This window comes from Xanthomonas sp. WCS2018Noco2-27 (assembly GCF_031843525.1).
Classification (GTDB): Bacteria; Pseudomonadota; Gammaproteobacteria; order Xanthomonadales; family Xanthomonadaceae; genus Xanthomonas.
In genome coordinates this window covers 599432-620932 of sequence record NZ_JAVTIK010000001.1, presented here as the reverse complement: position 1 = coordinate 620932, position 21501 = coordinate 599432, and the positions used below count along the sequence as shown (strand labels likewise).

16 protein-coding genes are annotated in these 21501 nt (G+C 65.0%); 11 read left to right on the top strand and 5 right to left on the bottom strand.

Annotated elements, in window-relative coordinates; genetic code table 11:
- The first annotated feature begins 107 nt into the window (after positions 1–107).
- From RQH86_RS02715 to RQH86_RS02685, 7 genes are all read left to right on the top strand, one after another.
- The gene (locus RQH86_RS02715; protein ID WP_055854845.1) at positions 108–392 is read left to right on the top strand and encodes a DUF4190 domain-containing protein; all 285 of its coding nucleotides are present in this window, start codon (positions 108–110) and stop codon (positions 390–392) included.
- Positions 393–394: 2 nt separating this feature from the next.
- Entirely contained in the window at positions 395–1162 is a 768-nt protein-coding gene (locus RQH86_RS02710) for a class I SAM-dependent methyltransferase (protein WP_055854842.1), read from the top strand.
- Positions 1163–1166: 4 nt separating this feature from the next.
- A complete protein-coding gene (locus tag RQH86_RS02705; protein ID WP_115527649.1) occupies positions 1167–2222 on the top strand; it encodes a quinone-dependent dihydroorotate dehydrogenase in 1056 nt (351 codons plus the stop codon).
- Positions 2219–3271: a UDP-N-acetylmuramate dehydrogenase gene (gene murB, locus RQH86_RS02700; RefSeq protein WP_311239580.1), complete on the top strand. Its 1053-nt coding sequence runs from the start codon at positions 2219–2221 to the stop codon at positions 3269–3271. The genes RQH86_RS02705 and murB overlap by 4 nt, the downstream gene beginning before the upstream one ends.
- Entirely contained in the window at positions 3265–4176 is a 912-nt protein-coding gene (locus RQH86_RS02695) for a DMT family transporter (RefSeq protein WP_055854833.1), read from the top strand. Before murB ends, RQH86_RS02695 begins: the two co-directional genes overlap by 7 nt.
- A gap of 149 nt (positions 4177–4325) precedes the next feature.
- Complete coding sequence (locus RQH86_RS02690) at positions 4326–5054, top strand: aspartate/glutamate racemase family protein (protein WP_311239581.1); 729 nt, start codon at positions 4326–4328, stop codon at positions 5052–5054.
- 188 nt (positions 5055–5242) lie between these two features.
- Positions 5243–6535, top strand: coding sequence for an MFS transporter (locus RQH86_RS02685; RefSeq protein ID WP_311239587.1), 1293 nt, complete (start codon positions 5243–5245; stop codon positions 6533–6535).
- A gap of 121 nt (positions 6536–6656) precedes the next feature.
- Here the strand turns inward: RQH86_RS02685 and RQH86_RS02680 are convergent, their stop codons facing one another.
- Both RQH86_RS02680 and ispG read right to left on the bottom strand, forming a co-directional pair.
- On the bottom strand, positions 6657–7355 hold the full coding sequence (locus RQH86_RS02680) for a phosphatase PAP2 family protein (RefSeq protein WP_115527645.1): 699 nt from the start codon (positions 7353–7355) through the stop codon (positions 6657–6659).
- Entirely contained in the window at positions 7336–8601 is a 1266-nt protein-coding gene (gene ispG, locus RQH86_RS02675; RefSeq protein WP_311239582.1) for a flavodoxin-dependent (E)-4-hydroxy-3-methylbut-2-enyl-diphosphate synthase, read from the bottom strand. Before ispG ends, RQH86_RS02680 begins: the two co-directional genes overlap by 20 nt.
- Before the next feature lie 120 nt (positions 8602–8721).
- On the opposite strand from ispG, the gene RQH86_RS02670 reads away from it, so the two are divergent.
- Together RQH86_RS02670 and RQH86_RS02665 are read left to right on the top strand one after the other, a co-directional pair.
- The gene (locus RQH86_RS02670; protein ID WP_115511910.1) at positions 8722–9948 is read left to right on the top strand and encodes an ATP-binding protein; all 1227 of its coding nucleotides are present in this window, start codon (positions 8722–8724) and stop codon (positions 9946–9948) included.
- On the top strand, positions 9945–10511 hold the full coding sequence (locus RQH86_RS02665; RefSeq protein WP_055854817.1) for a response regulator transcription factor: 567 nt from the start codon (positions 9945–9947) through the stop codon (positions 10509–10511). The genes RQH86_RS02670 and RQH86_RS02665 overlap by 4 nt, the downstream gene beginning before the upstream one ends.
- Positions 10512–10562: 51 nt before the next feature.
- On the opposite strand, the gene RQH86_RS02660 is transcribed toward RQH86_RS02665, so the two are convergent.
- Positions 10563–11555 (bottom strand): glycoside hydrolase family 5 protein, encoded by a 993-nt coding sequence (locus RQH86_RS02660; RefSeq protein ID WP_055854873.1) that lies wholly within the window; start codon positions 11553–11555, stop codon positions 10563–10565.
- A 426-nt stretch (positions 11556–11981) separates the two neighbouring features.
- Between RQH86_RS02660 and RQH86_RS02655 the strand changes: the two genes are divergently transcribed.
- A complete protein-coding gene (locus RQH86_RS02655) occupies positions 11982–13835 on the top strand; it encodes an EAL domain-containing protein (protein WP_311239583.1) in 1854 nt (617 codons plus the stop codon).
- Between the two features lie 205 nt (positions 13836–14040).
- On the opposite strand, the gene RQH86_RS02650 is transcribed toward RQH86_RS02655, so the two are convergent.
- A complete protein-coding gene (locus RQH86_RS02650) occupies positions 14041–15603 on the bottom strand; it encodes a sodium/sugar symporter (protein ID WP_055854870.1) in 1563 nt (520 codons plus the stop codon).
- Between the two features lie 259 nt (positions 15604–15862).
- A complete protein-coding gene (locus tag RQH86_RS02645) occupies positions 15863–18475 on the bottom strand; it encodes an exo 1,3/1,4-beta-D-glucan glucohydrolase (RefSeq protein WP_311240484.1) in 2613 nt (870 codons plus the stop codon).
- Between the two features lie 435 nt (positions 18476–18910).
- On the opposite strand from RQH86_RS02645, the gene RQH86_RS02640 reads away from it, so the two are divergent.
- Positions 18911–20866 carry an alkaline phosphatase PhoX gene (locus RQH86_RS02640; protein WP_311240483.1) on the top strand — a complete coding sequence of 652 codons (1956 nt, stop codon included), beginning with the start codon at positions 18911–18913 and terminating at the stop codon, positions 20864–20866.
- Positions 20867–21501: the final 635 nt, after the last annotated feature.

Below are 21501 nucleotides of genomic sequence, written 5' to 3'. Positions count from 1 at the left end.
GCCCGACGATCGCGTTTCCGCCGCAGACGGCACGCCATTCGGGCGGCCGCTCTGGGATAATCGGCCCACGCCAGCCCTCTGCTGCCGCCAATCTCTAGGAGTTCATGATGAACGTTGTCGTTCGACAGACCAGTGCCATGGCGATCGTCAGCCTGGTCGCAGGCATTCTCGGCTGGACGCTGATCCCGTTCCTCGGCAGCGTGTGCGCCATCATCACCGGCCACCTGGCGCGCGCAGAAATCCGCCGCAACCCGCAGGGGCTGGAAGGCGACGGCTTGGCGATCGGCGGGCTGATCCTCGGCTGGCTGGCAGCGGCCATGTGGCTAATCGGCATTGCAATCTTCGTGCTGTTCTTTGGCGGCATGGCCTGGCTTGCGGCCGCAAACAGTTGAGCATGGCCGCGCCCTCCTCGGCCCAGCGTTTCAACGACCGCGTGGCGGCCTATGTGCGCTACCGGCCCAGTTATCCGCCGCAGTTGCTGCGCTGGTTGCATGACGAACTTGGCATCACCCCAGCGACCGCGGTGGCCGATATCGGCGCCGGCACCGGCATTTCCAGCCGGCTGTTTCTGGAAGCCGGCTATGCGGTCACGGCAGTGGAGCCGAATCCGGCCATGCGTGAGGCCGCGCAGCAATGGCTGGCGGGTTTCCCCAAGTTTCAGGCCATCGATGGCACGGCCGAAGCCACCGGGCTGGCCGATGCCAGTATGGGTTTGGTGTCTGCCGCGCAGGCCTTCCACTGGTTCGACACCCAGGCCATCCGTGCCGAATGGGCGCGCGTGCTGCGGCCCGACGGGCTGGCGGTGATCTACTGGAACTCGCGCGAACTGGACACCACCGCCTTCTTGCGCGGCTACGAGCAACTATTACTGGACTACGGCACCGACTACTCGGCGGTGGCAGAGCGCTACCAGGACGATGCGACCATGCAGGCGTGGTTCGGTGATGGGTTCCGTGCGATGGCGCGCTTTCCCAATGTGCAGCGACTGGATTTCGACGCACTGCGCGGCCGCCTGTTGTCGTCTTCGTACGCGCCGCTCGCACACGACCCACGCCATGCGCCGATGCTCGCCGCGCTGCGCACGCTGTTCGACGCGCACGCACAGGACGGGCAGATCGACTTCCAATACCAGACCCGCGTGTTCGCAGGAAAATTGAACTGACCCCATGTATTCGCTTGCCCGCCCCCTGCTGTTCACCCTCGACGCCGAGCGCGCGCATGCGCTGGCGCTGCGCTCCATCGACATCGCCTACCGCACCGGCACCACGTCGCTGCTGGCCAAGCAACCGGTCCCGCTGCCGACGCCGGCATTCGGGCTGATGTTTCCCAACCCGGTCGGCCTTGGCGCCGGCCTGGACAAGAACGGCGAACACATCGATGCGCTGCTGGCGTTGGGCTTCGGCTTCATCGAGATCGGCACGGTGACACCGCGCGCGCAAGAGGGAAACCCGAAGCCGCGCATGTTCCGATTGCCGGAGTACCAGGCGGTGATCAACCGCATGGGCTTCAACAATCTGGGCGTGGATGCGCTGGTGGCCAATGTGCAGCGTGCGCGCCGACGCGGCGGGCTGCTCGGCATCAACATCGGCAAGAACAAGGACACGCCCAACGAAGAAGCGACCAGCGATTATCGCTACTGCATGGAGCGCGTGTATCCGCTGGCCGACTACATCACCGTCAACATTTCCTCGCCCAATACCGCCGGCTTGCGCGAGCTGCAGGAAGAACAGGCGCTGCGTCGGCTGATTTCCGATCTGCGCGAAACCCAGGAAGCGTTGGCTGCGCAACATGGCAAGCGCGTGCCGATGCTGGTGAAGGTGGCGCCGGATCTCAACGACCGCGACATCGATGCCGCCGCACGCGTGTTGGCCGACCTGGCCGTAGATGGCGTGATCGCTACCAACACCACGGTGACGCGCACCTTGATCGCCAATCACCCGCTGGCTGGTGAGGCCGGCGGCTTGTCCGGCGCGCCGTTGCTGGGGCAATCCACCCTGGTGCTACGACGCTTGCGCGCACGCCTGCCCGAGTCGATTCCGTTGATCGGCGTGGGCGGCATCAATTCTGGCGCCGATGCATTAGCCAAAATGGCGGCCGGTGCGAGCCTGGTGCAGTGCTATAGCGGCCTGGTGTATCGCGGGCCGCCGTTGATCGGCGAGTGCGTCGATGCCATCCGTCGTCGCCGCGAAGCGCCCAGCGGTGGCGCGGTCTCGCCGCTATGAGCGATGCAGTGCAGACCGGCTGGAGCTTGAGCGCGCATGCGCCGCTGCGTGCGCTCAACACGTTTCATGTCGAGGCAACGGCGCGCTGGTTGCTGAGCATCCACACGCCCGAGGCACTGCCGCAGGCGCTGGCCGCGCCGGAGATCGCCGAGCTTCCATTGCTGGTGCTGGGCAGCGGCAGCAATGTGCTGTTGGCCGGCGACCCGCAAGGTTATGTGCTGTGTTTCGAAAACCGCGACATCGCCATCATCGCGCACCATGCCGACCACGCCATCGTGCGCGCCGGGGCCGGTGTGAACTGGCATGCGTTGGTGCTGTATTCGTTGCAGCAAGGCTTGTCGGGCCTGGAAAATCTGGCATTGATCCCCGGCACTGTCGGCGCCAGCCCGATCCAGAACATCGGTGCCTATGGCGCGCAGGTGGGCGACTTCATCCACGTGGTGGAGGCGTTCGATCGGCTTAGCCAGCAGTTTGTGCGGATGACCGCGCCCGAGTGTGCATTCGCCTACCGCGACAGCGTGTTCAAGCAGCAGCCAGAGCGTTATCTGATTGTGGCGGTGGAATTCAATCTGCCGTTTCTGCATGAGCTACGCCTGGATTACGCAGGCATTCGCGAAGAATTGGCCAGCATGGGCGCCGAACTGGCGGGCGCCGCCGACGTGGCGCAGGCGGTGATCAACATCCGTCGACGCAAGCTGCCGGACCCCGATGTGCTCGGCAATGCCGGCAGTTTTTTCAAGAACCCATTGTTGCCCAGCGAACAGATCGCCGCGTTGCAGGCCACCTTCGCCGACATGCCGGTGTATCCCGGCGAGCAGCCAGGCCAGGGCAAGTTATCGGCCGCGTGGTTGATCGAGCAATGCGGCTGGAAGGGCCAGCGCGAAGGCGATGCCGGCGTGTCCCCCGACCACGCGTTGGTGCTGGTCAACTACGGCACTGCCAGCGGCGCGCAGTTGCTCGACTTTGCGCGGCGCATCGCCGAATCGGTACGCGAGCGCTACTCGGTGATCCTGGAACCGGAGCCGCGCATCATCGGAGCGCATTGGTGACTGCTGCATCGGCGCCCGTGCGCGCCGCCGTCTGGATGCTGATCAGCACACTCGCGTTCGGCCTGATGGCCATCACCATCCGGCTGGCATCAAAGAATATCGCCACTACCGAGATTGCATTCTTCCGCAATGCATTCGGGTTGCTGGCATTGCTGCCGTTGCTCATCGGGCCCGGCAAAACGCTGCCGCGCACACGCCAGCTGCCGCAGTATCTGGCACGCACGTTGATTGGCCTGGCCTCGATGCTGTGCGGGTTCTGGGCCATCGGGCATCTACCACTATCGCAGGCGATTTCGCTGTCCTATTCCACGCCCTTGTTCGTCACCGTGCTGGCGGTGGTGTGGCTACACGAGCAGGTGCGCATGCGGCGCTGGCTGGCGGTGGCGGCCGGGTTCATCGGTGTGCTGGTGATTTTGCGCCCGGGCTCATCCACTTTCAGTCCGGGGCTGTTGATTGCATTGCTGGCGGCAGTGATTAGCGCCATCGTCGCGATCCAGATCAAGCAACTGTCGCGTAGCGACGACTCGGATACGGTGGTGTTCTACACCTATGTGTTCTGGGTGCCGATGTCGCTGATTCCGGCGCTATTCCAGTGGACCTTGCCGCACGGCATCGACTGGTTGTGGCTGGTGGCGACCGGCATCTTCGGCACTGTCGGGCAGTTGTTCTGGACGCGTGCGCTGAAGATGGGCGAAGTGTCCGCGCTGCAGCCGATCAGCTTTATGCAGCTACCGCTGGTGGCCTTGCTGGGCTGGTGGTTGTTTGGCGAGGCCATCGAGCGTCACACCTTGATTGGCGCGGCCATCATCATCGGTGCCAACGTCTACATCGCCCATCGCGAAGCGGTGCTGGCACGTCGTGCTGCCACGCATGCCCCGGTGGAGGGCGCAAAGCCGGGCGAGTGACGCGACAGCGATGGGGCTATAGGCGCGCAGTGCGCTTGGTCTCACGCGTCATCATGCGCACTACACCCAAGGCAGTGGCGTCGCGGCGCACGAGCAGGTCCCGGCGGCCATCTGGCACTGCTGTCACGCGACTGAGGTCGTATGCGACCATGCAGGCGAACCCGGTTGCACCCAGGAGACCGCTCGTGAAAACCATCGGGATGATCGGCGGCATGAGCTGGGAGTCCACCCTGCCCTACTACCGACATATCAACCAGGCCATTCGCCGCGAACGTGGCGGGCTGCATTCGGCCCGATTGTTGCTGTACAGCGTCGACTTCCACGACATCGAACGCTTGCAGCACGCCGGCGACTGGGAAGGCGCCGGACGCGAGATGGCGGCCGCCGCGCGTGCGCTGCACGCTGGCGGCGCGGACTTCATCGTGCTGTGCACCAACACCATGCACTGCGTCGCCGATGCGATCACCGCCGCAACGCCACTGCCATTGCTGCACATCGCCGATGCCACCGCCGATGCCTTGCTCGCGGCAGGCATCACCCAGGTCGGCCTGCTCGGCACGCGCTTCACCATGGAGCAGCCGTTCTATCGTCAGGGTCTGGAAGCACGTGGACTGACAGTCGTCATACCGCCTGCCGATGCACGCGCGGAACTGCATCGGGTGATTTACGAGGAGCTGTGCCAGGGCGTGATCGATGCCGGGTCGCGCACGTATTTTCGTCAGGTCATGGCCGACCTCGACCGGCAAGGCGCGCAAGCGATCGTGCTTGGCTGCACCGAGATTTCATTGCTGGTGGATGCCGACGATGCAGCGCGACCGCTGTTCGATACCACCGTGCTGCATGCCGAAGCAGCGGCGTTGGCAAGCCTGCGCGCTTGATGCGTTACCACGGGCGCAGGCACCGCGCGTTTACCGAAACCCGCATACGTGCCATCCACTACAAGCATGCAAGCTGGACTCTCTTGGCGCGCTAGCATTGCCGCCTGCACTTGTACTGCTGCCCACGCGCATGCGCGCCATCACCCGCTACAGGATGTCACGCCTTGAAGACCCAGCCATCCACAGGCATTGCACCGAAGCCGCACCTGAAACGCGGCGACTACAAGACGCTGGCCTTGTCTGCGCTGGGCGGCGCGCTGGAACTGTACGACTTCATCATCTTCATCTTTTTTGCCGCTGTGCTGGGCGAATTGTTCTTCCCTCCCGGCATCCCGGAGTGGATGCGGCAGCTGCAGACCTTCGGCATCTTTGCCGCCGGTTACCTGGTGCGTCCGCTCGGCGGCATGGTGATGGCCCATTTCGGCGACCTGCTCGGTCGCAAACGGATGTTCGGCCTGAGCTTGCTGCTGATGGCGCTGCCAACGCTGTGCATCGGCCTGTTGCCGACCTACGCGCAGATCGGCATCGCTGCGCCGCTGCTGCTGTTGGGCGCGCGCCTGTTGCAGGGCGCCGCGATCGGCGGTGAAGTGCCCAGCGCCTGGGTGTTCGTCGCCGAGCATGTCCCCGCGCACCGCACCGGACTCGCCTGCGGCACCCTGACCGCCGGCCTGGCCGGTGGCGTGTTGCTCGGCTCACTGGGCGCCGGCGCACTCAACCGCCACTTCAGCCCTGCCGAGATCGCCGACTATGCCTGGCGGCTGCCGTTCCTGGCGGGCGGCGTGTTCGGGCTGGTATCGGTCTACTTGCGGCGCTGGCTGCATGAGACGCCGGTGTTCGCAGAACTGGTCGCCATGCGTGCGCTGGCGTGCGAAACCCCGCTCAAGCTGGTGCTGCGCGATCATCGGCCTGGTGTGCTGCTGTCGTTGGCACTGACCTGGATGGTGGCCGGCGGCGTGCTGGTGGTGTCGTTGATGACACCCGGCCTGTTGCAGAGCAGTTACCACTACACGGCGGCAGTAGCGCTGCAGGCAAATAGTCTGGCGATCGTGCTGCAGGCTGCGGGGTCGGTGGTGGCCGGTACGTTGGCCGACCGTTACGGCAATGGGCGCGTCCTGCTCATCGGCAGCGTCCTGCTGGGCGTTTCGGCATGGTTGTTCTACCGCCTGGCCGGCGATCCACAGCTGGTGTTTCCGTTGTATGCGCTGCTGGGTGCCGCACTGGGTGTGCTTGGGGTAATCCCGCGCATCATGGTCGGGGTGTTCCCGCCGGAAGTGCGCCTGTCCGGCGTGTCGTTCGCCTACAACCTGGGCTATGCCGTGTTTGGTGGGCTGACACCGCTGCTGGTGGTGATGCTGGCCAAGCAACATCCCATGGGACCGGGCTATTACATGGTGTTACTGGCAGTGATCGGCACGACGGTTGGATTGCAGCTATCGCGCCGGGACCATGCCGGCCATCCCTCTGCGCAGAGCGGCATCTGACAGAACGAGCAATCGTTGACCGGGGCGCCCAGCGCGGAGCAACCGAATGCAACGTGCACATGCCGCACCGAACATCAGCCGCGCGTGCCTGCCCATTGCGCAGTCGCCCGGTTACCCTCGCTTAGCCCGACACGACCGGACGACGCCAATGCGGTCGCCGTGCGCCGCGGAACATCACCAGATACAGCCCCACCACCCATACCAACGCCGCCGACCAACCGCCGAGGATGTCGGAGGGGTAATGCACGCCCAGATAGATGCGCGAAACGCCCACCAACGCTGCGAACAGACTGGCGGCGATGGTCACCGGCCAACGCCAGCGCGTGCGCCATGCCAGCGCGATGACCACGGCGGCGAGCGTCATCGAGCCCATCGCGTGGCCACTGGGAAAACTGAACGTGCTTTCCGGCGCGATCGACTCCCACAAACTGGGCCGATCGCGTTGGAAGAACTGCTTGGCGCCCATGTTCAACAACGCCGAACCAGCAAACCCCAGTGCCGCAAAGGTGCCCTCGCGCCAGCGCCGCAGCGCCAACAACACCACCACGATCGCGATATCGATCGGGATCACGCCGTACTGGTAGCCCACCTTGGAAATCACGCCGAAAAACGCATCCAGCCCGGGCGTGGCGATGCTGCGCATGCTCCACAGCAAAGGTTCGTCGAAGTAGAAGTTTTCCAGCTCATGCACTTCATCGGCCAGGTCTACGAACAAACCCAGCGGCAGCAGGACCCCGGCAAACAACAGCGCCATGCGCCATGCATTGTTGCGCAGCCAGACGCTGAAACCGGCCGGCGATTCAGCCGGCGCGGCGGACATACGTGCGTTCGACGTACTGATCGATCAGATCGATGAATTCATACGCAATATTTTCACCACGCAAGGTGACGCTTTTTTCGCCATCGATGAACACCGGTGCCGACGGCGCTTCGCCCGTGCCCGGCAACGAGATGCCGATATTGGCGTGGCGCGATTCGCCCGGGCCATTGACCACGCAGCCCATCACCGCCAGGGTCATGTTCTCGGCGCCGGGGTTGGAAATCTTCCACTCCGGCATCTTGGCGCGTACATGGTTCTGCACCACGCCGGCCAGCTCCTGGAAGAACTCGGAGGTGGTACGGCCGCAGCCCGGGCATGCAGTGACCATCGGAGTGAAGGCGCGTTGGCCGGTGGTCTGCAGCAGCTCCTGTGCGACTACCACTTCCTGGGTGCGCGACTGGCCCGGCTCTGGCGTCAACGAAATGCGGATGGTGTCGCCGATGCCTTCCTGCAGCAGCACGCTCAACGCCGCGGCCGAGGCCACGATGCCCTTGCTGCCGATGCCGGCCTCGGTCAGGCCCAGGTGCAACGCGAAATCGCAGCGCGTCGCCATGTCGCGATACACCGCAATCAGCTCTTGCACGCCGGACACCTTGGCCGACAAGATAATGCGCTCGCGCGACAAACCCAGCTCCACCGCACGCTCGGCCGAATCCACCGCAGACCGGATCAGCGCCTCACGCAATACGCGGCTGGCGTCCCACGGCGTCTCACGCTTGGAATTTTCGTCCATCAGCTGCGCGGCCAGCGACTGGTCTAGCGAGCCCCAGTTGGCGCCGATGCGCACTGGCTTGTCGTATTTGATTGCGAATTCGATCAGCTGCGCGAATTGCAGATCCTTCTTCTTGCCGAACCCAACGTTGCCCGGATTGATGCGGTACTTGGCCAACGCTTCGGCACAGGCCGGCTCGGCAGTGAGCAGCTGGTGGCCGTTGTAATGGAAGTCGCCGATCAGCGGCACTTCGATCCCCATCATGCGCAGCTTGTCGACGATGCGCGGGATGGCGGCGGCGGACTCGGCGTTGTTGACGGTCAGACGTACCATCTCCGAGCCGGCGCGCCATAGTTCGGACACCTGTTTGACGCTACCGGCGATGTCGGCGGTATCGGTGTTGGTCATCGACTGGACGACCACAGGGTGGCCGCCGCCCACGATCACGCTGCCGATCTTGACGGCCTGGGTGATGCGGCGCGGCCAGGCGGTGGCGTCGGCGGGAGGGGTTGGGCGGGTCACGGCGTCATACATGGCGCTATTTTAGCCTGTCCGTCGTCCGCTCACAGCTGAAGCGTCGTGCGGGCCGCCATCCCGGCCGATGCGACGGTTTGTCGCAGGCCATCACGTCCCTGAGCGCATAGCATTGCCCAGATGAACAGCTCCGACGCTTCCTTCCTGCGGACACTGTGCAGCCTGCGCTGGCTCGCCACCGCCGGCCAGGCCGCCACCATCCTGGTCGCCTCCGGCCTGATGGGCTTGCACCTGCCGCAACAACCGCTGTGGGCCGGCGTTGCCGCGCTGGCGGTGTTCAACCTGTATGCGCAGCTGCGCGTAGCGCATCGCGGCGCGGTGAGCCCGGCCACCGAGTTCGGCCACATCCTGGTCGATGTGACGGTGCTGACCTGGATGGTGGGCTGGAGCGGCGGCATCGCCAACCCGTTCGGCTCATTGTTCCTGGTGCTGATCGCGCTGGCGGCGCTGGCCTTGCCGCTGAGCTGGGCGATGGCCGTGGCGGCGTCGTGCGTGGCCGGCTATGTGATCAGCGCCGCGTTCGGCCTGCCGCTGCCGTACGGCAGCTTCGACCCGCTCAGCTTGCACATGTGGGGCATGGCGGCCAACTTCCTGCTGTCCACGGTGGTGGTGCTGGCCTTCGCCACCCGGCTGGCGTTGTCGATGCGCGAACGCGAGCGCGAAATCTCCACCCTGCGCGAGCGCTTTGCCCGTAATGAGGGCATCGTCGCGCTGGCCACGCATGCGGCGTCGGTCGCGCACGAACTCAACACGCCGCTGGCCACGATGACCCTGCTGGTCGACGACATTGCCGACCAGTGCGATCAGAACGAACTGCGCGAAGATCTGGACACCTTGCGCGAGCTGTTGGTGCAATGCCACGAGCGCGTATTGGCGCTGGCCGCGCCGGCCGACAACGGCCACCTGAGTCGCGAAGTGGCAGTCAAGGATGTGCTGGAGCAATGGCGGCTGGTGCGCCCCACCATCGAACTGCGGCGCAACGACGACGCACCGATGCGGCTGATGCTGCAGCCCGGCGTCAGCCATCTGCTGATGGTGCTGCTCAACAACGCTGCCGATGCCGGCGAACGCGCCGGGCGCCCGCAGATCGATCTCACCTTGCGGGTGGAACATGACCATCTCAGTGGCGAAGTCCGCGATTACGGGCCCGGCTTCGACACCGCGCAAGCCATGTTGCCGGGTACCTTGTTCAACAGCGGCAAGCACGATGGCATGGGCGTCGGTCTGGCGCTGTCGCACGCCACCGTCGAGCGTTTGCAGGGCGAGTTGTGGATGCTGCCCGCCGAAGGCAGCGGCGCCCGCGTCGGTTTCCGCCTGCCGCTTTCCGAACACGAGGCTTTGGCATGACAAGCACTCCGATCCGCACCGGTCTGTTGATCGACGACGACACCTTGTACCTGCGCACCTTGCAACGCAGCCTGGCGCGACGCGGCGTGGAAACCCTGACCGCCACCGATGCGGCAAGCGCGCTATCGATCGCGCGCAGCGCGTTGCCGGATTTCGCGCTGGTCGATCTCAAGCTCGGCCACGATTCCGGCCTGAGCCTGATCCAGCCGCTGCGCGAGATCCGCGCCGACATGCGCATCCTGCTGGTGACCGGCTACGCCAGCATCGCCACTGCAGTGGAAGCGATCAAACTCGGCGCCGACGACTACCTGCCCAAGCCGGCCAATATTCCCACCATCATGCGGGCGCTGGGCGAAGAAGACGACGACCTGCCCGAACCGAACGAAGAAGAAACCGCGCAGGAAATGATGACCCCGCTCAGCCGCCTGCAGTGGGAACACATCCAGCAGGCGCTGCACGAAACCGGCGGCAACGTCTCCGCTGCCGCACGCTTGCTGGGCATGCATCGGCGCTCGCTGCAGCGCAAGCTGACCAAGCGGCCCAGCCCTGGACCATTACGCTGACCGGGCGCTGATGCCGCCGGGAAAGCGCATACGGTCGCCGCAACCATTGAGTCAGCGCTGCCTCGCGCCGAACACGCTGGCCCTGCGCGACGTTGCACGGATGCCGTCGGGGCCTTGAATCAGCGTGCGACCCCAGCTGCTGAGCCGCGTCGGGTCCCAGCCCAGAACGATATCCAGCGATTGCGTGCTGCTGTCGTTGCCCGACCACGACCAGCCCATGTAGCCGACGTTGTACTCGCGCGCACGGCGCATGATCGACGCTTCATCGACCTGCGCGCCACGATGGTCGGCGCCGAATTCGCCGACCACCAAGGCCAGCCCATTGCTGCGAAACGCACGCAGATAGCTGTCCACGGTCGCATCGTTAGCGAACACTTCGTACATGTGCACGCTGAAGACCAGATTGCGGCGGCTGTCGAGCGCCAGCAACGCCGCAGCGTTGTCGCGCATGTAGAACTGCCAGTCCTGGCCCCAGTTGGGGGCATCCACCATCAACGCGTGGGTGAGGCCGGCATTGCGCAGCGTGGCGATCGCACGCGCATGGCCGGTGACCCATTCGCTGGCACTGAGGCGGTTGCCGAACGGTTCGTTGCCGATATTGAGGATGACGTAGTTCTCCTGCCCCACCAGCGCGCCACGCACGCTGGTCCAGTAGTTGGCGGCATCGGCCAGGGTGCCTGCCGCGCCGTCTTCGCCGTAGCCGGTGGTGTCGTGCACTTCCAGGACGGCGATCAGGCCCAGTGCCTTGCAGCGCGCGATGATGCGCGCCACCTCCGCCTCCGGCGTGCGGTTCCAGCGGTGGCCGCTGCTGAGCACCACGCGCACGCTGTTGGCACCGGTGGCGGCAATTTGCGCCAGCGCAGCATCGGTGCGATCGGCAAACCAGGCATGCGGCAGGTTGATGCCACGCAGGACCAGCGTGTTGCCGTTGGTCTCTCGCAACTGTGTACCGGACACGGACAGGCCGGCGTGCGCGGCCGAGGCCAGCGCAAGACCGGCGACCAGCAGCACCAGGCGCTGCGCCAGACGATTGAAGATCTTCATGATCGGCTCCAGGAGTGGGTAGCGCGGGCGCGTCGACACGCACTCGCATGTCCGGCCCACGTGCGCCCAACCGTGCAGGTGGCCGGCGGGCGCGATCTGCGGCTGGTTCACAGATCCGAAAAAATTGCGGGATGCAGACCGAGCGCGCAGACCAGGCACCAGCCCGCTGGTAACGTTAACTTCCGTGTGTTCAAGCGCTTTGCGGTGTCGGCATGACGACGCGCCCAGCCTGACAGCGCAACGCACTGGTGACACGCGGCAGTGCGCACTCGCGTGCTGCAGCGCGAAAACCGGATCTGCCGCGTGAGCAGCAACAACAGCGCGCGCGCTCCATACGCCGCGCTGCAACATGCCATTGCGCTGCTGGCAGCTGAATAAGCCAGCACGGTCACGTCAAGTGGATACGGCCGAGGCCGATAGAGCCACATGCAATCCGTGCCCACCTCCGATACTGAAGCGACCTCCATGTCCGACGAAGCCACCCGTCTGGCCGTTCTACGCGGCCTGTGCCTGCTGGATTCGCCGCCGGACCCGATGTTCGAAACCATTGCCGCGATGGCAGCGCGCAGCCTGGGCGCGGAGATCGCGCTGGTGTCGCTGGTGGACGAACATCGCCAGTGGTTCAAGGCGCGTGTCGGTCTGGATGCACCGGAAACTCCGCGCGACCAGGCGTTTTGCGCGCATGCGATCCGCTCCGACGAGGTGATGGTGGTTCCGGATGCGCAGCTGGATCCGCGCTTCTGCGACAACCCGCTGGTGCTGGGCCCGCCCTTCATCCGCTTCTACGCAGGCGCGCCGTTGCGGCTGCGCGATGGTCACCGCATCGGCACCCTGTGCGTGATCGGCACCAGCCCGCGCGAAGGTCTGGATGCGGACGCCTTGACGCATCTGCAGGACTTGCGCGATCTGGCCGTGTTGCGGGTGGAAAACCTACGCAGCACCACCTATCGCGACGGGTCGACCGGGCTGCCGAATCGTTCGCGCTTTGGCGAAGATCTGGATGCCTGGCTGTTGCAGCGCGATACCGCATCGACCACCACTGCGGTGGCGGTGGACATCTGCGGCAGCGACTATTTCCGCGACATGGTCAAGGCGCTGGGCTGGGACTACGCCGACGGGTATGTCGCGCTGGCGCAGCGCCGCCTGGCCGCCTACCTGCCTGCCACCACGGTGCTGTACCGGCTGGACCCGACCACCTTCGGCTTCCTCACCCAGGCCGAAACCCAACGCCTGTCCAGCCTGTGCAACAAGGTGTCCAAGGCGTTTGCCGAGCCGCTGGATCACCAGGGTATCCCGCATACCGCGGTAGCCTCGATCGGCGCGGTGTCGCTGCAGACCAGCTACGGCGCGGCCGACACCATCCGCTCGCTGACCACTGCGGTGGACGTGTCGCGCGAGCGCTGCTTGGCGTGGAGCATGTACGAGCGCAAGCACGACGTGGCACAGCGCAACACCTTTCGCCTGCTTGCCGCCCTGCCCGCCGCGCTGGACAGCGCCAGCCAGCTGCGCCTGCATTACCAGCCGCGCGTGGACTTGAACGATCACCGCTGTGTGGCGGTGGAAGCGCTGCTGCGCTGGCAGCACCCGATGATCGGCCCGGTGATGCCATCGGACTTCATACCGATGGCCGAAAAGACCGCGCTGATCAACCGCATTACCGCCTGGGTCATCGATAACGGCATCGCCCAGGCCGCGCGCTGGCAGCAGCAGGGCCTGGACTTCAACCTGGCCTTGAATGTGTCGGCGGCCGATCTGGACCGTCCCGGCTTTGCCGGCATGCTGCGACGCGGACTGGAACGTCACAAGCTCGACCCGCGCCGGCTGGAGATCGAATTCACCGAAAGCGCGATGATCCGCCACCCCGATCATCTGGCCGAACAGCTGGCCGATGTGGCCGCGTTGGGCGTGCACATCGCCATCGACGATTTCGGCACCGGCTACAGCAATTTCAGCTATCTCAAGCAGCTGCCGGCCAGCTCGCTGAAGATCGATCAATCCTTCATCCGCTCGCTGCCGGACAACCGCACCGACCGCACCTTGGTGCCTGCGATGATCCAGCTAGGCCACAGCCTGGGCCAGCGCGTGGTGGCCGAAGGCATCGAGTCGGCCGAGGCGTATGCGCAGTTGCGCGCGTGGGGCTGCGACGAAGGCCAGGGTTACTGGATCGCCAAGCCAATGCCGGCCGCCGCCCTGGAAACCTGGCTGCAGACGCCGTGGCACGCGCAATTCACTGCGCCGGCAACGTTGCTTGCAGCAAGCCTGGCTGCGGCGCGGGTGTAAGCAAGCGCGCCCGATGCCTGCGCCATCGCGCGCTGCCGCTACGCAGCCGCTCGCCCTGCAAGCAACGTGACTGTCATTGGTTGCTACCCCGGCGACGAACGCTATAACGCAACGCGGCGCGACACCGAAGTGTCGCGCCGCGTTGTTTTTCAGTCCTGGAGCAGCCGACAGACGATGCGTCGGCAACTCCAAACAACTCTCTGACTTACCAGAACACCGTGTACAGCACGATCAGGATCGCGATCACGCCAGCTGCGCCGATCTTGAAGCCCAGCGTGGTTCCGTAGGCCACATCGTCGGTACGGATCAGGTCGCGCGCCTGCGTGGGTGCGGTCATCAGCGACACCACCACCGCCAGCACCAGTGCGGCCAGGAACACCACGCCGATGCGGTCCATGAACGGCAGTTCCGGCCAGGCGAATTTCAGCGCGAACGACAGCACCACCGAGCCGATCGCTGCGGTCAACGCGCCGGCTTCGTTGGCGCGCTTCCAGAACAGGCCGAGCATGAAGATCACCACCACGCCGGGCGTAAAGAAGCCGGTGAATTCCTGGATGAACTGAAAGCCCTGATCGAAGTTGCCCAGCAATGGACGCGCGGTGAGGATGCCGATCAGCACCGACACTGCGGCCACGATCCGGCCCACGCGTACCAGCTGCTTCTGCTCGGTCTGCGGGCGGAACTTGGCGTAGAAATCCAGGGTGAAGATGGTTGCCACCGAATTGATCTTCGATGCCAGCGACGCCACGATCGCCGCGACCAACGCCGCAAACACCAGACCCAGGATGCCGGTCGGCAGCAACTGCATCATGGTCGGATAGGCCTGATCGGGCTTGGCCAGATCCGGCGCCAGCACCACCGCGGCAATGCCCGGCACCACGATCACCAACGGCATTAGCAGCTTCAAAAACGCCGCAAACACCATGCCCTTCTGCGCTTCGCCGATGTTCTTGGCGGCCAGCGCGCGCTGGATGATGTACTGGTTGAAGCCCCAGTAGCTGATGTTCATCACCCACAGCCCGCCGAGCAGCACGCTCAGGCCCGGCAGATCCTTGTAGAACGGGTTGTCCTTGGTCAGGATCATGTGGAAGTGCTCGGGGTGCGCGGCCCACAACTGCTTGAAGCCAGCCAGCACGCCGGCGCCATCGCCGATCCGCGCCAGCGTCAGCCCGGCCACCAGCAGCCCGCCCAGCACCAGCAGGGTGACCTGCACGATATCGGTCAGCGCCACCGCCTTCAGCCCGCCATACAGCTGGTAGACCAGCGCAAACACGCCGATCAGCGTCAGCGCCAGGGTCTGGTCCATGCCGGTGACCTGGCTGACGGCGATCGACCCCAGCCACAGGATCGAGGTGAGATTGACGAACACGTACAGCAGCAGCCAGAACACCGCCATCAGCGTGCGTATCCACTTGCCGTAACGCTGCTCCAGGAACTGCGGCATGGTGTAGATGCCGTTGCGCAGGAAGATCGGCAGGAAGAACTTGCCGACGATCAGCAGCGTCAACGCCGCCATCCATTCGTAGGACGCAATCGCCAAGCCGATCGCATAGCCGGAGCCGGCCATGCCGATGATCTGTTCGGCAGAAATATTTGCGGCAATCAGCGAAGCGCCGATCGCCCACCACGGCAATGACTTGCTGGCCAGGAAGTAATCCTCGGCGCTCTTGCTGTGGCCTGCCTTCTCGCGCGACACCCACTGCGCGAGCACGAAGATGCCGGTCAGGTAGACCAGCACAATCACGATATCCAACGTCGCCAAACCCACTGCACTCTCCTGTCTGGCTCTGGGGTATGCGCCGACGATCAGGCAGGGCTGCAGAATGCCGCCGCAGCGCACCAGGTGCGCAATGGCAGCGCGGCGAACCGCGTCTGCAGGCCATCCCGGCCGATCGACAACACCGCCCCCGCGGCGGCTGATGGCACCACCGCGATCGGTGGCCGCTTTGAGACGTCGCCGGAAACGGCGACGCACCTGTTTCGCTTGACCTGCACCGTGCCCGGAAGCGTGCCTCCGGGCATGGGGATTACTTGACCGCGCAGTCCACCGCGACGTCGGCTTCGTTGAGCGCGCCCAGCGCGATCTTCGACACCGCCAGATCCAGTGCCGCACCGCTTTCGATGCTGGCGACCTGGGTCAGTTTGGTGACGTCGGCACCTGCCTTGGCAAAGCACTTGAGCGGGATTCCGACCACCTTCCACTGGCCTTGCGGCAGTGCGGCCAGGGTCTTCTGCGCATCGACGCGACCGCCGCACTTGTCGCCGCAGCCCACGCCCAGCCACACCGGCGCGGTCACTGCGCTGTCGCGGCGCATGGTCAGCTGCAGCTGCACATCGCCGTTGCTCTCACGCGAGACATCCACCGGCTTGCCGGACACCAGCAGCACGCTGGCAGTCTTGGCACCGGACCACACCAAACGCCGCGCGTCTTCCTGCGCCTTGTGGTCGACCGCGCTCATCTTCAGGCTGCCGTCGGACAGGCCCACCGGCAGCGTGGTCGCCGGCATGTTGGCCTGGCCCGCGTTGGACAGCTGCATCGCAATGCCGAGCGCCGGCTTGCCGCGCACGAAGTACACCCCGCCCACCGACTGCTCGCCGGACACGCCGGAGTCTTCCGGCAGTGCGGCCAGGTCGCCCTTGTCGGCGTAGGTCAGGCCGAAACCGAACTTGAACTGCGGGTCGTAATCCTTCTGGCCCACGTTGTTGGCGAACTGCACTGCGGTCTTGGGCCAGGAGAAGCTCAGCTTGCCCTTGAAGTCGTTCTGCACCGTGCCATCGGCCTTTCGCAGCAGCACGTCAGCCAGGCCTTCGCCTTCCGAACCCGGCAGCCACGCAGCGACGAACGCATCGGCCACGTTGATGTACTGGTTCATCCACAGCGGACGGCCGCTCAGGAACACCGCCACCACCGGAATGCCGTCGGCCTTGAACTTCTTCAGCAAGGCCAGCTCGCTGTCGTCGCCCGGCTTGTACAGCAACGTGGCGATGTCGCCCTGGAATTCGGCGTATGGGTTTTCGCCGAACACCACCACCGCCACATCCGGCTTGGTCTTGTAGGCGCCATCCACGGCCAGCTCGGCAGTGCCGCCGGCGGCCTTGATCTGCTTGTCCAGACCTTCCCAGATGGTGTTGCCGTTGGGGTAGTCGCTGCGCTTGGTGCCGGTGCCCTGCCAGTTCAGCGTCCAACCACCGGACTGCTTGCCCATGTCGTTGGCGCCATCGCCGACCACCAGCACGCGCTTCTTCGGATCCAGCGGCAGGATGCCGGCCTGGTTCTTCAGCAGCACCAGCGACTCGCGCACCGCCTGACGGGCGATGGCGCGATGTTCCGGCGCGCCCAGCAATTCGTACTTGCCGCCGAGCGGGCGCTTGGACGGCTTGCCGGCTTCGAACAGGCCCAGGCGCAGTTTGACGCGCAGGATGCGGCGCACCGCATCGTCCAGGCGCTCGGCCGAAATCTGGCCGGACTTCACTGCCGCCAGTTCGGTGTCGTAGATGCCCTTCCAGCTGTCGGCAGCCATCGCCATGTCGACACCGGCAATGAACGAGGCCGGGCAGTTGTCGTTGGTGCAGCCCTTGACCTGGCCCTGGCCGTTCCAGTCGCCAACCACGAAGCCACCGAAGTTCATGCGGCCCTTCAGCACGTCGGTCAGCATGACCTTGTTGCCGTGCATCTTTTCGCCGTTGAAGCTGTTGAACGAGGCCATCACCGTCTGCGCGCCGGCCGCAATCGCCGGCGGATAACCGGCGGCGTGGATGTCGCGCATGGTGGCTTCGGACACCTTGGTGTCGCCCTGATCCTTGCCGTCGGTGGTGCCGCCGTCGCCGACGAAGTGCTTCACCGACGAAATCACGTGGCTGCCGTCCAGAAACTGCGGAGTGCCCGGAATGCCCTGCACGCCTTCGACCATCTTGCCGGCGAAGCTGGCCACCACATCCGGCGACTCAGAATAGCCTTCGTAACTGCGGCCCCAGCGGTCGTCCTGCGGTACCGCGACGGTGGGCGCGAAGGTCCACTCCATGCCGGTGACGCGGGTTTCGGCAGCGGTGACTTCGCCGATCTTCTTGATCAGTTCCGGATTGCGCGTTGCCCCTAAGCCGATGTTGTGCGGGAACAGCGTGGCGCCGACGATGTTGCTCTGGCCGTGCACCGCATCGATCCCGAAGATGATCGGAATCGCGTTGCCGCCCTTGGAGGTGTCCATCGACGCCTCATAAAAGGCGTCGGCCAGCTTCAGCCACTCGGCCGGGCTGGCGTTGTACTTGCCGCCGGGATCGGAGTTGCCGCCGGCCAGCACCGAGCCGAGGCGATACTTGCGCACATCGTCCGGGGTCAGGCTGGCGATGTCGCCCTGGATGGTCTGGGCGACCTTCTCTTCCACGCTCATCTTGGCCATCACGTCGGTGACGCGCTGCTCCAGCGCCGCATCCTGCGCAAACGGCCACTTCGGCGACGGCCACTGGTCCGGATGGATGGTGGTAGACGCTTCGGCAGGCACTGCGGCCGGCGCGGTCTTGCTGGCCTCGGCGGTGGAGTCCTTGCCTTGGCAGGCAGCCAGCATCAGCACCGCCGCAACGGTAGCCAGAGAGAGGGCGCGGCGCGCGACGGGCGCGGTGGTACGGCGAAGCAGCATGTCCAAGATCCGGGTCTCCAGGGTGGTTCTCCCACGGCGATGCGTTGCGCCGCAGGCCATTAGGCGGCGTACGCTTGCGTGATTCCCCTACCCTGTCAACCACGCTCGCCCGTATGCCGAATGACGGCCAACTTATTGGCCGGGGCTATAGCCTTGGAATACCGACAGCACCTGTCAAACCACGGAAAATCGCCAAATCCGGCGCGCCGCTTGGCCTTGGCCCATCTCGTACTTTGCTGCATCGCACCACCGGGCGCGGGCCGCACTGCGCAGGCGCCGCACCTCGCAGCGGACTGGCCGCACCCGCTTTGCGCGCGGCATCCGAACCGACGCCAACGGGTGAGCTCGCCGTCAAACAACTGTCATATCCCGGGCCTAGCGTGACCCGCTTGCCGATGCGCCACCGGCCATCGTTGATCGTTGTCTTTGCCTGGAGTTCCGATGTCTGCCTCCCCTGACCCCTCCCGTCGCCGCCTCATGCAACTGCTGGCGGCCGTTCCCCTGTTGCCGCTCGGCAGCGCCAGCGCCGCCGCGCTCCAGCAACTTGGCGGTGCCGCCATGGCCGCGCGTGGGTTGCGGCCATCGGAAAACCCCACCCGTCTGGTCTCGGCCACCTTCCATGGCATGCCTGCGCCCAGCCTGGCCAACCCGGCCGCGATGGCCACCACCACGGTGGGTTCGGCGCTGACCGTGGCCCGCAGCGACGGCAGCACCCAGCGCTACGCATTGGCCTACCACCCGTTCTTCGTCACCGGCGATCAAGTGCCCGACGGCAAGGGCGGCACCGTGCTGGCCGGCGGCTATTACGACATCCAGCATCGCCCCATCATCGACCGTTCCAAACCCGGCGCCGAGCGCCCGTTCTTTTCCGACTGCCCGGACGGCTCGTCGCTGCTGACCCTGCCCAATGCCAAGGTGACCGGAGTCAAGGGCAATCACGTGTTTGCGGTGGTGCAGTTCGAATACACCACCCGCGACCAGGCCGGCAACGACACCAATCGCCATCTACCCGCGCCGATCGCGGTGCTGACGCTGGACCAGGACCCAGCCACCGGCAAGCTGTCGCTGGTGAAGTACCACAACGTCGACACCGCCCCGGTGCACGGGCTATGGACCACCTGCGGCGCCAGCCTGTCGCCGTGGAATACCCACCTGTCCAGCGAAGAGTACGAACCCGACGCCACCGCGCTGGCCAGCAATACCCAGTTCCGCAGCTACAGCACGCATCTCTACGGCGACCCGACCAAGGCCAACCCGTATCACTACGGCCACCTGCCGGAGATCACCGTGCACCCGGATGGCACCGGGAGCGTGCGCAAGCACTACTGCCTGGGCCGCATCTCGCACGAACTGGTGCAGGTAATGCCAGACCAACGCACCGTGCTGATGGGCGACGACGCCACCAATGGCGGGCTTTTCATGTTCATCGCCGACCGCAAGGCCGACCTGTCGGCTGGCACCTTGTATGTCGGCAAGTGGCACCAGACCTCGGGCATCGGCCCGGGTGCGGCCACGCTGAGCTGGATCAAGTTGGGCCACGCCACCAGCGCCGAGATCCAGGCGATGGCCGACCGCCTTACCGCCGACGACATTCTCGACGTGCATCTGAGCGACCCGGGCGATGCCAGCTTCACCAAGATCCCGTTCAACGGCACCTTCAACTGGATCCGCATCAAGCCCGGCATGGAAAAGGCAGCCACGTATCTGGAAACCCACCGCTACGCGGCATTGGCCGGCGGCAGTCTGGGCTTTACCAAGCTCGAAGGCACCACCGTCAATGCAAAGGACAAGGTCGCCTACATGGCGATGTCCTACATCGTCACCAGCATGCTCAACGGCTCGGGCGACGTGAAAGTGCAAGGCCCGGAATCCGGCGCGGTGTACGCATTGAATCTACGCGGCGGCCAGCGCGACAGCCACGGTGCGACGATCCACAGCGACTGGGTGCCGATCGACATGGCCGCCCCGGCCGCGCTCACCGGCCATGACCTGGCCAGCGCCGACGCGCTGGGCAATCTCGCCGACTCGGAACGCCTGGCCAACCCGGACAATCTCAAGTTCTCCGAAGCGCTGCGCACCTTGTTCATCGGCGAAGACAGCAGCCTGCACGTCAACAACTTCCTGTGGGCCTACAACGTGGACAGCGGCGCACTGACACGCGTGCTGTCGGTGCCGGCAGGCGCCGAATCCACCGGGCTGCATGCGGTCGACCAGATCCACGGTTGGACCTACGTGATGAGCAACTTCCAGCACCCCGGCGATTGGGAAACCCCGCTGCACGACACCGTGAAGGCCACCCTGGACCCGCTGGTGCGCGCCAATTACAAGAACCGCTTTGGCGCTGCGGTGGGGTATCTCACCGGCGACCCGGTGGCGGTGCAATTGAGCAAGGCGTAAGCGCAGGTTGTCGTCGCTCGCAGTGCTGGCAAAGCGCTGCGAGCGGCACCGTCTTTCTGTCGTTTCAACTGGGCGATGGGCGACGGACGCTTGCACGAAGGGGCGCTGGTGTACGGCTATCTCATGCGGACAACGCAATGCGTTGAATCCAATCCATCTGCATTTTTGCAATTCGGCAACGCGTTTGTTCTGCAACACCGATGCCTGTCGAGGCTCGGAGATCGGCGCCCGTCTGTGCAATCGCGGTCTGCCTGCGGCACAGATGTTGAGCGACTGACACAACGTAGCGAGCACTCGCCTAGTAATGAATGCAGTGGTGTTGCACGCTGCAGATCATTCGCTCTGTTTTTTGATCCATCCGACTGTCTCATTCCATCCAGACACAAGATGAAAAAGCAGCCACGGATCTAAGTGGTAGAGGCGTCTAGATACAGTCAAAAGCTGAGTGAGTCGAGGGCACGGTGCCCTCACCAGAAAGTTAGTCGGTTGCTTTTTTGAAAGCTTATTGGTGGCTCGGCTTGCGTTGGAAAGCTAACCGAAACCACGGTGATCCAAACAACATACATCACGCATTGCTTGCACCATGCGGACCGACATTCCCGACTGGTCCTTGCCCGCCCACCGTCGCGGGACCT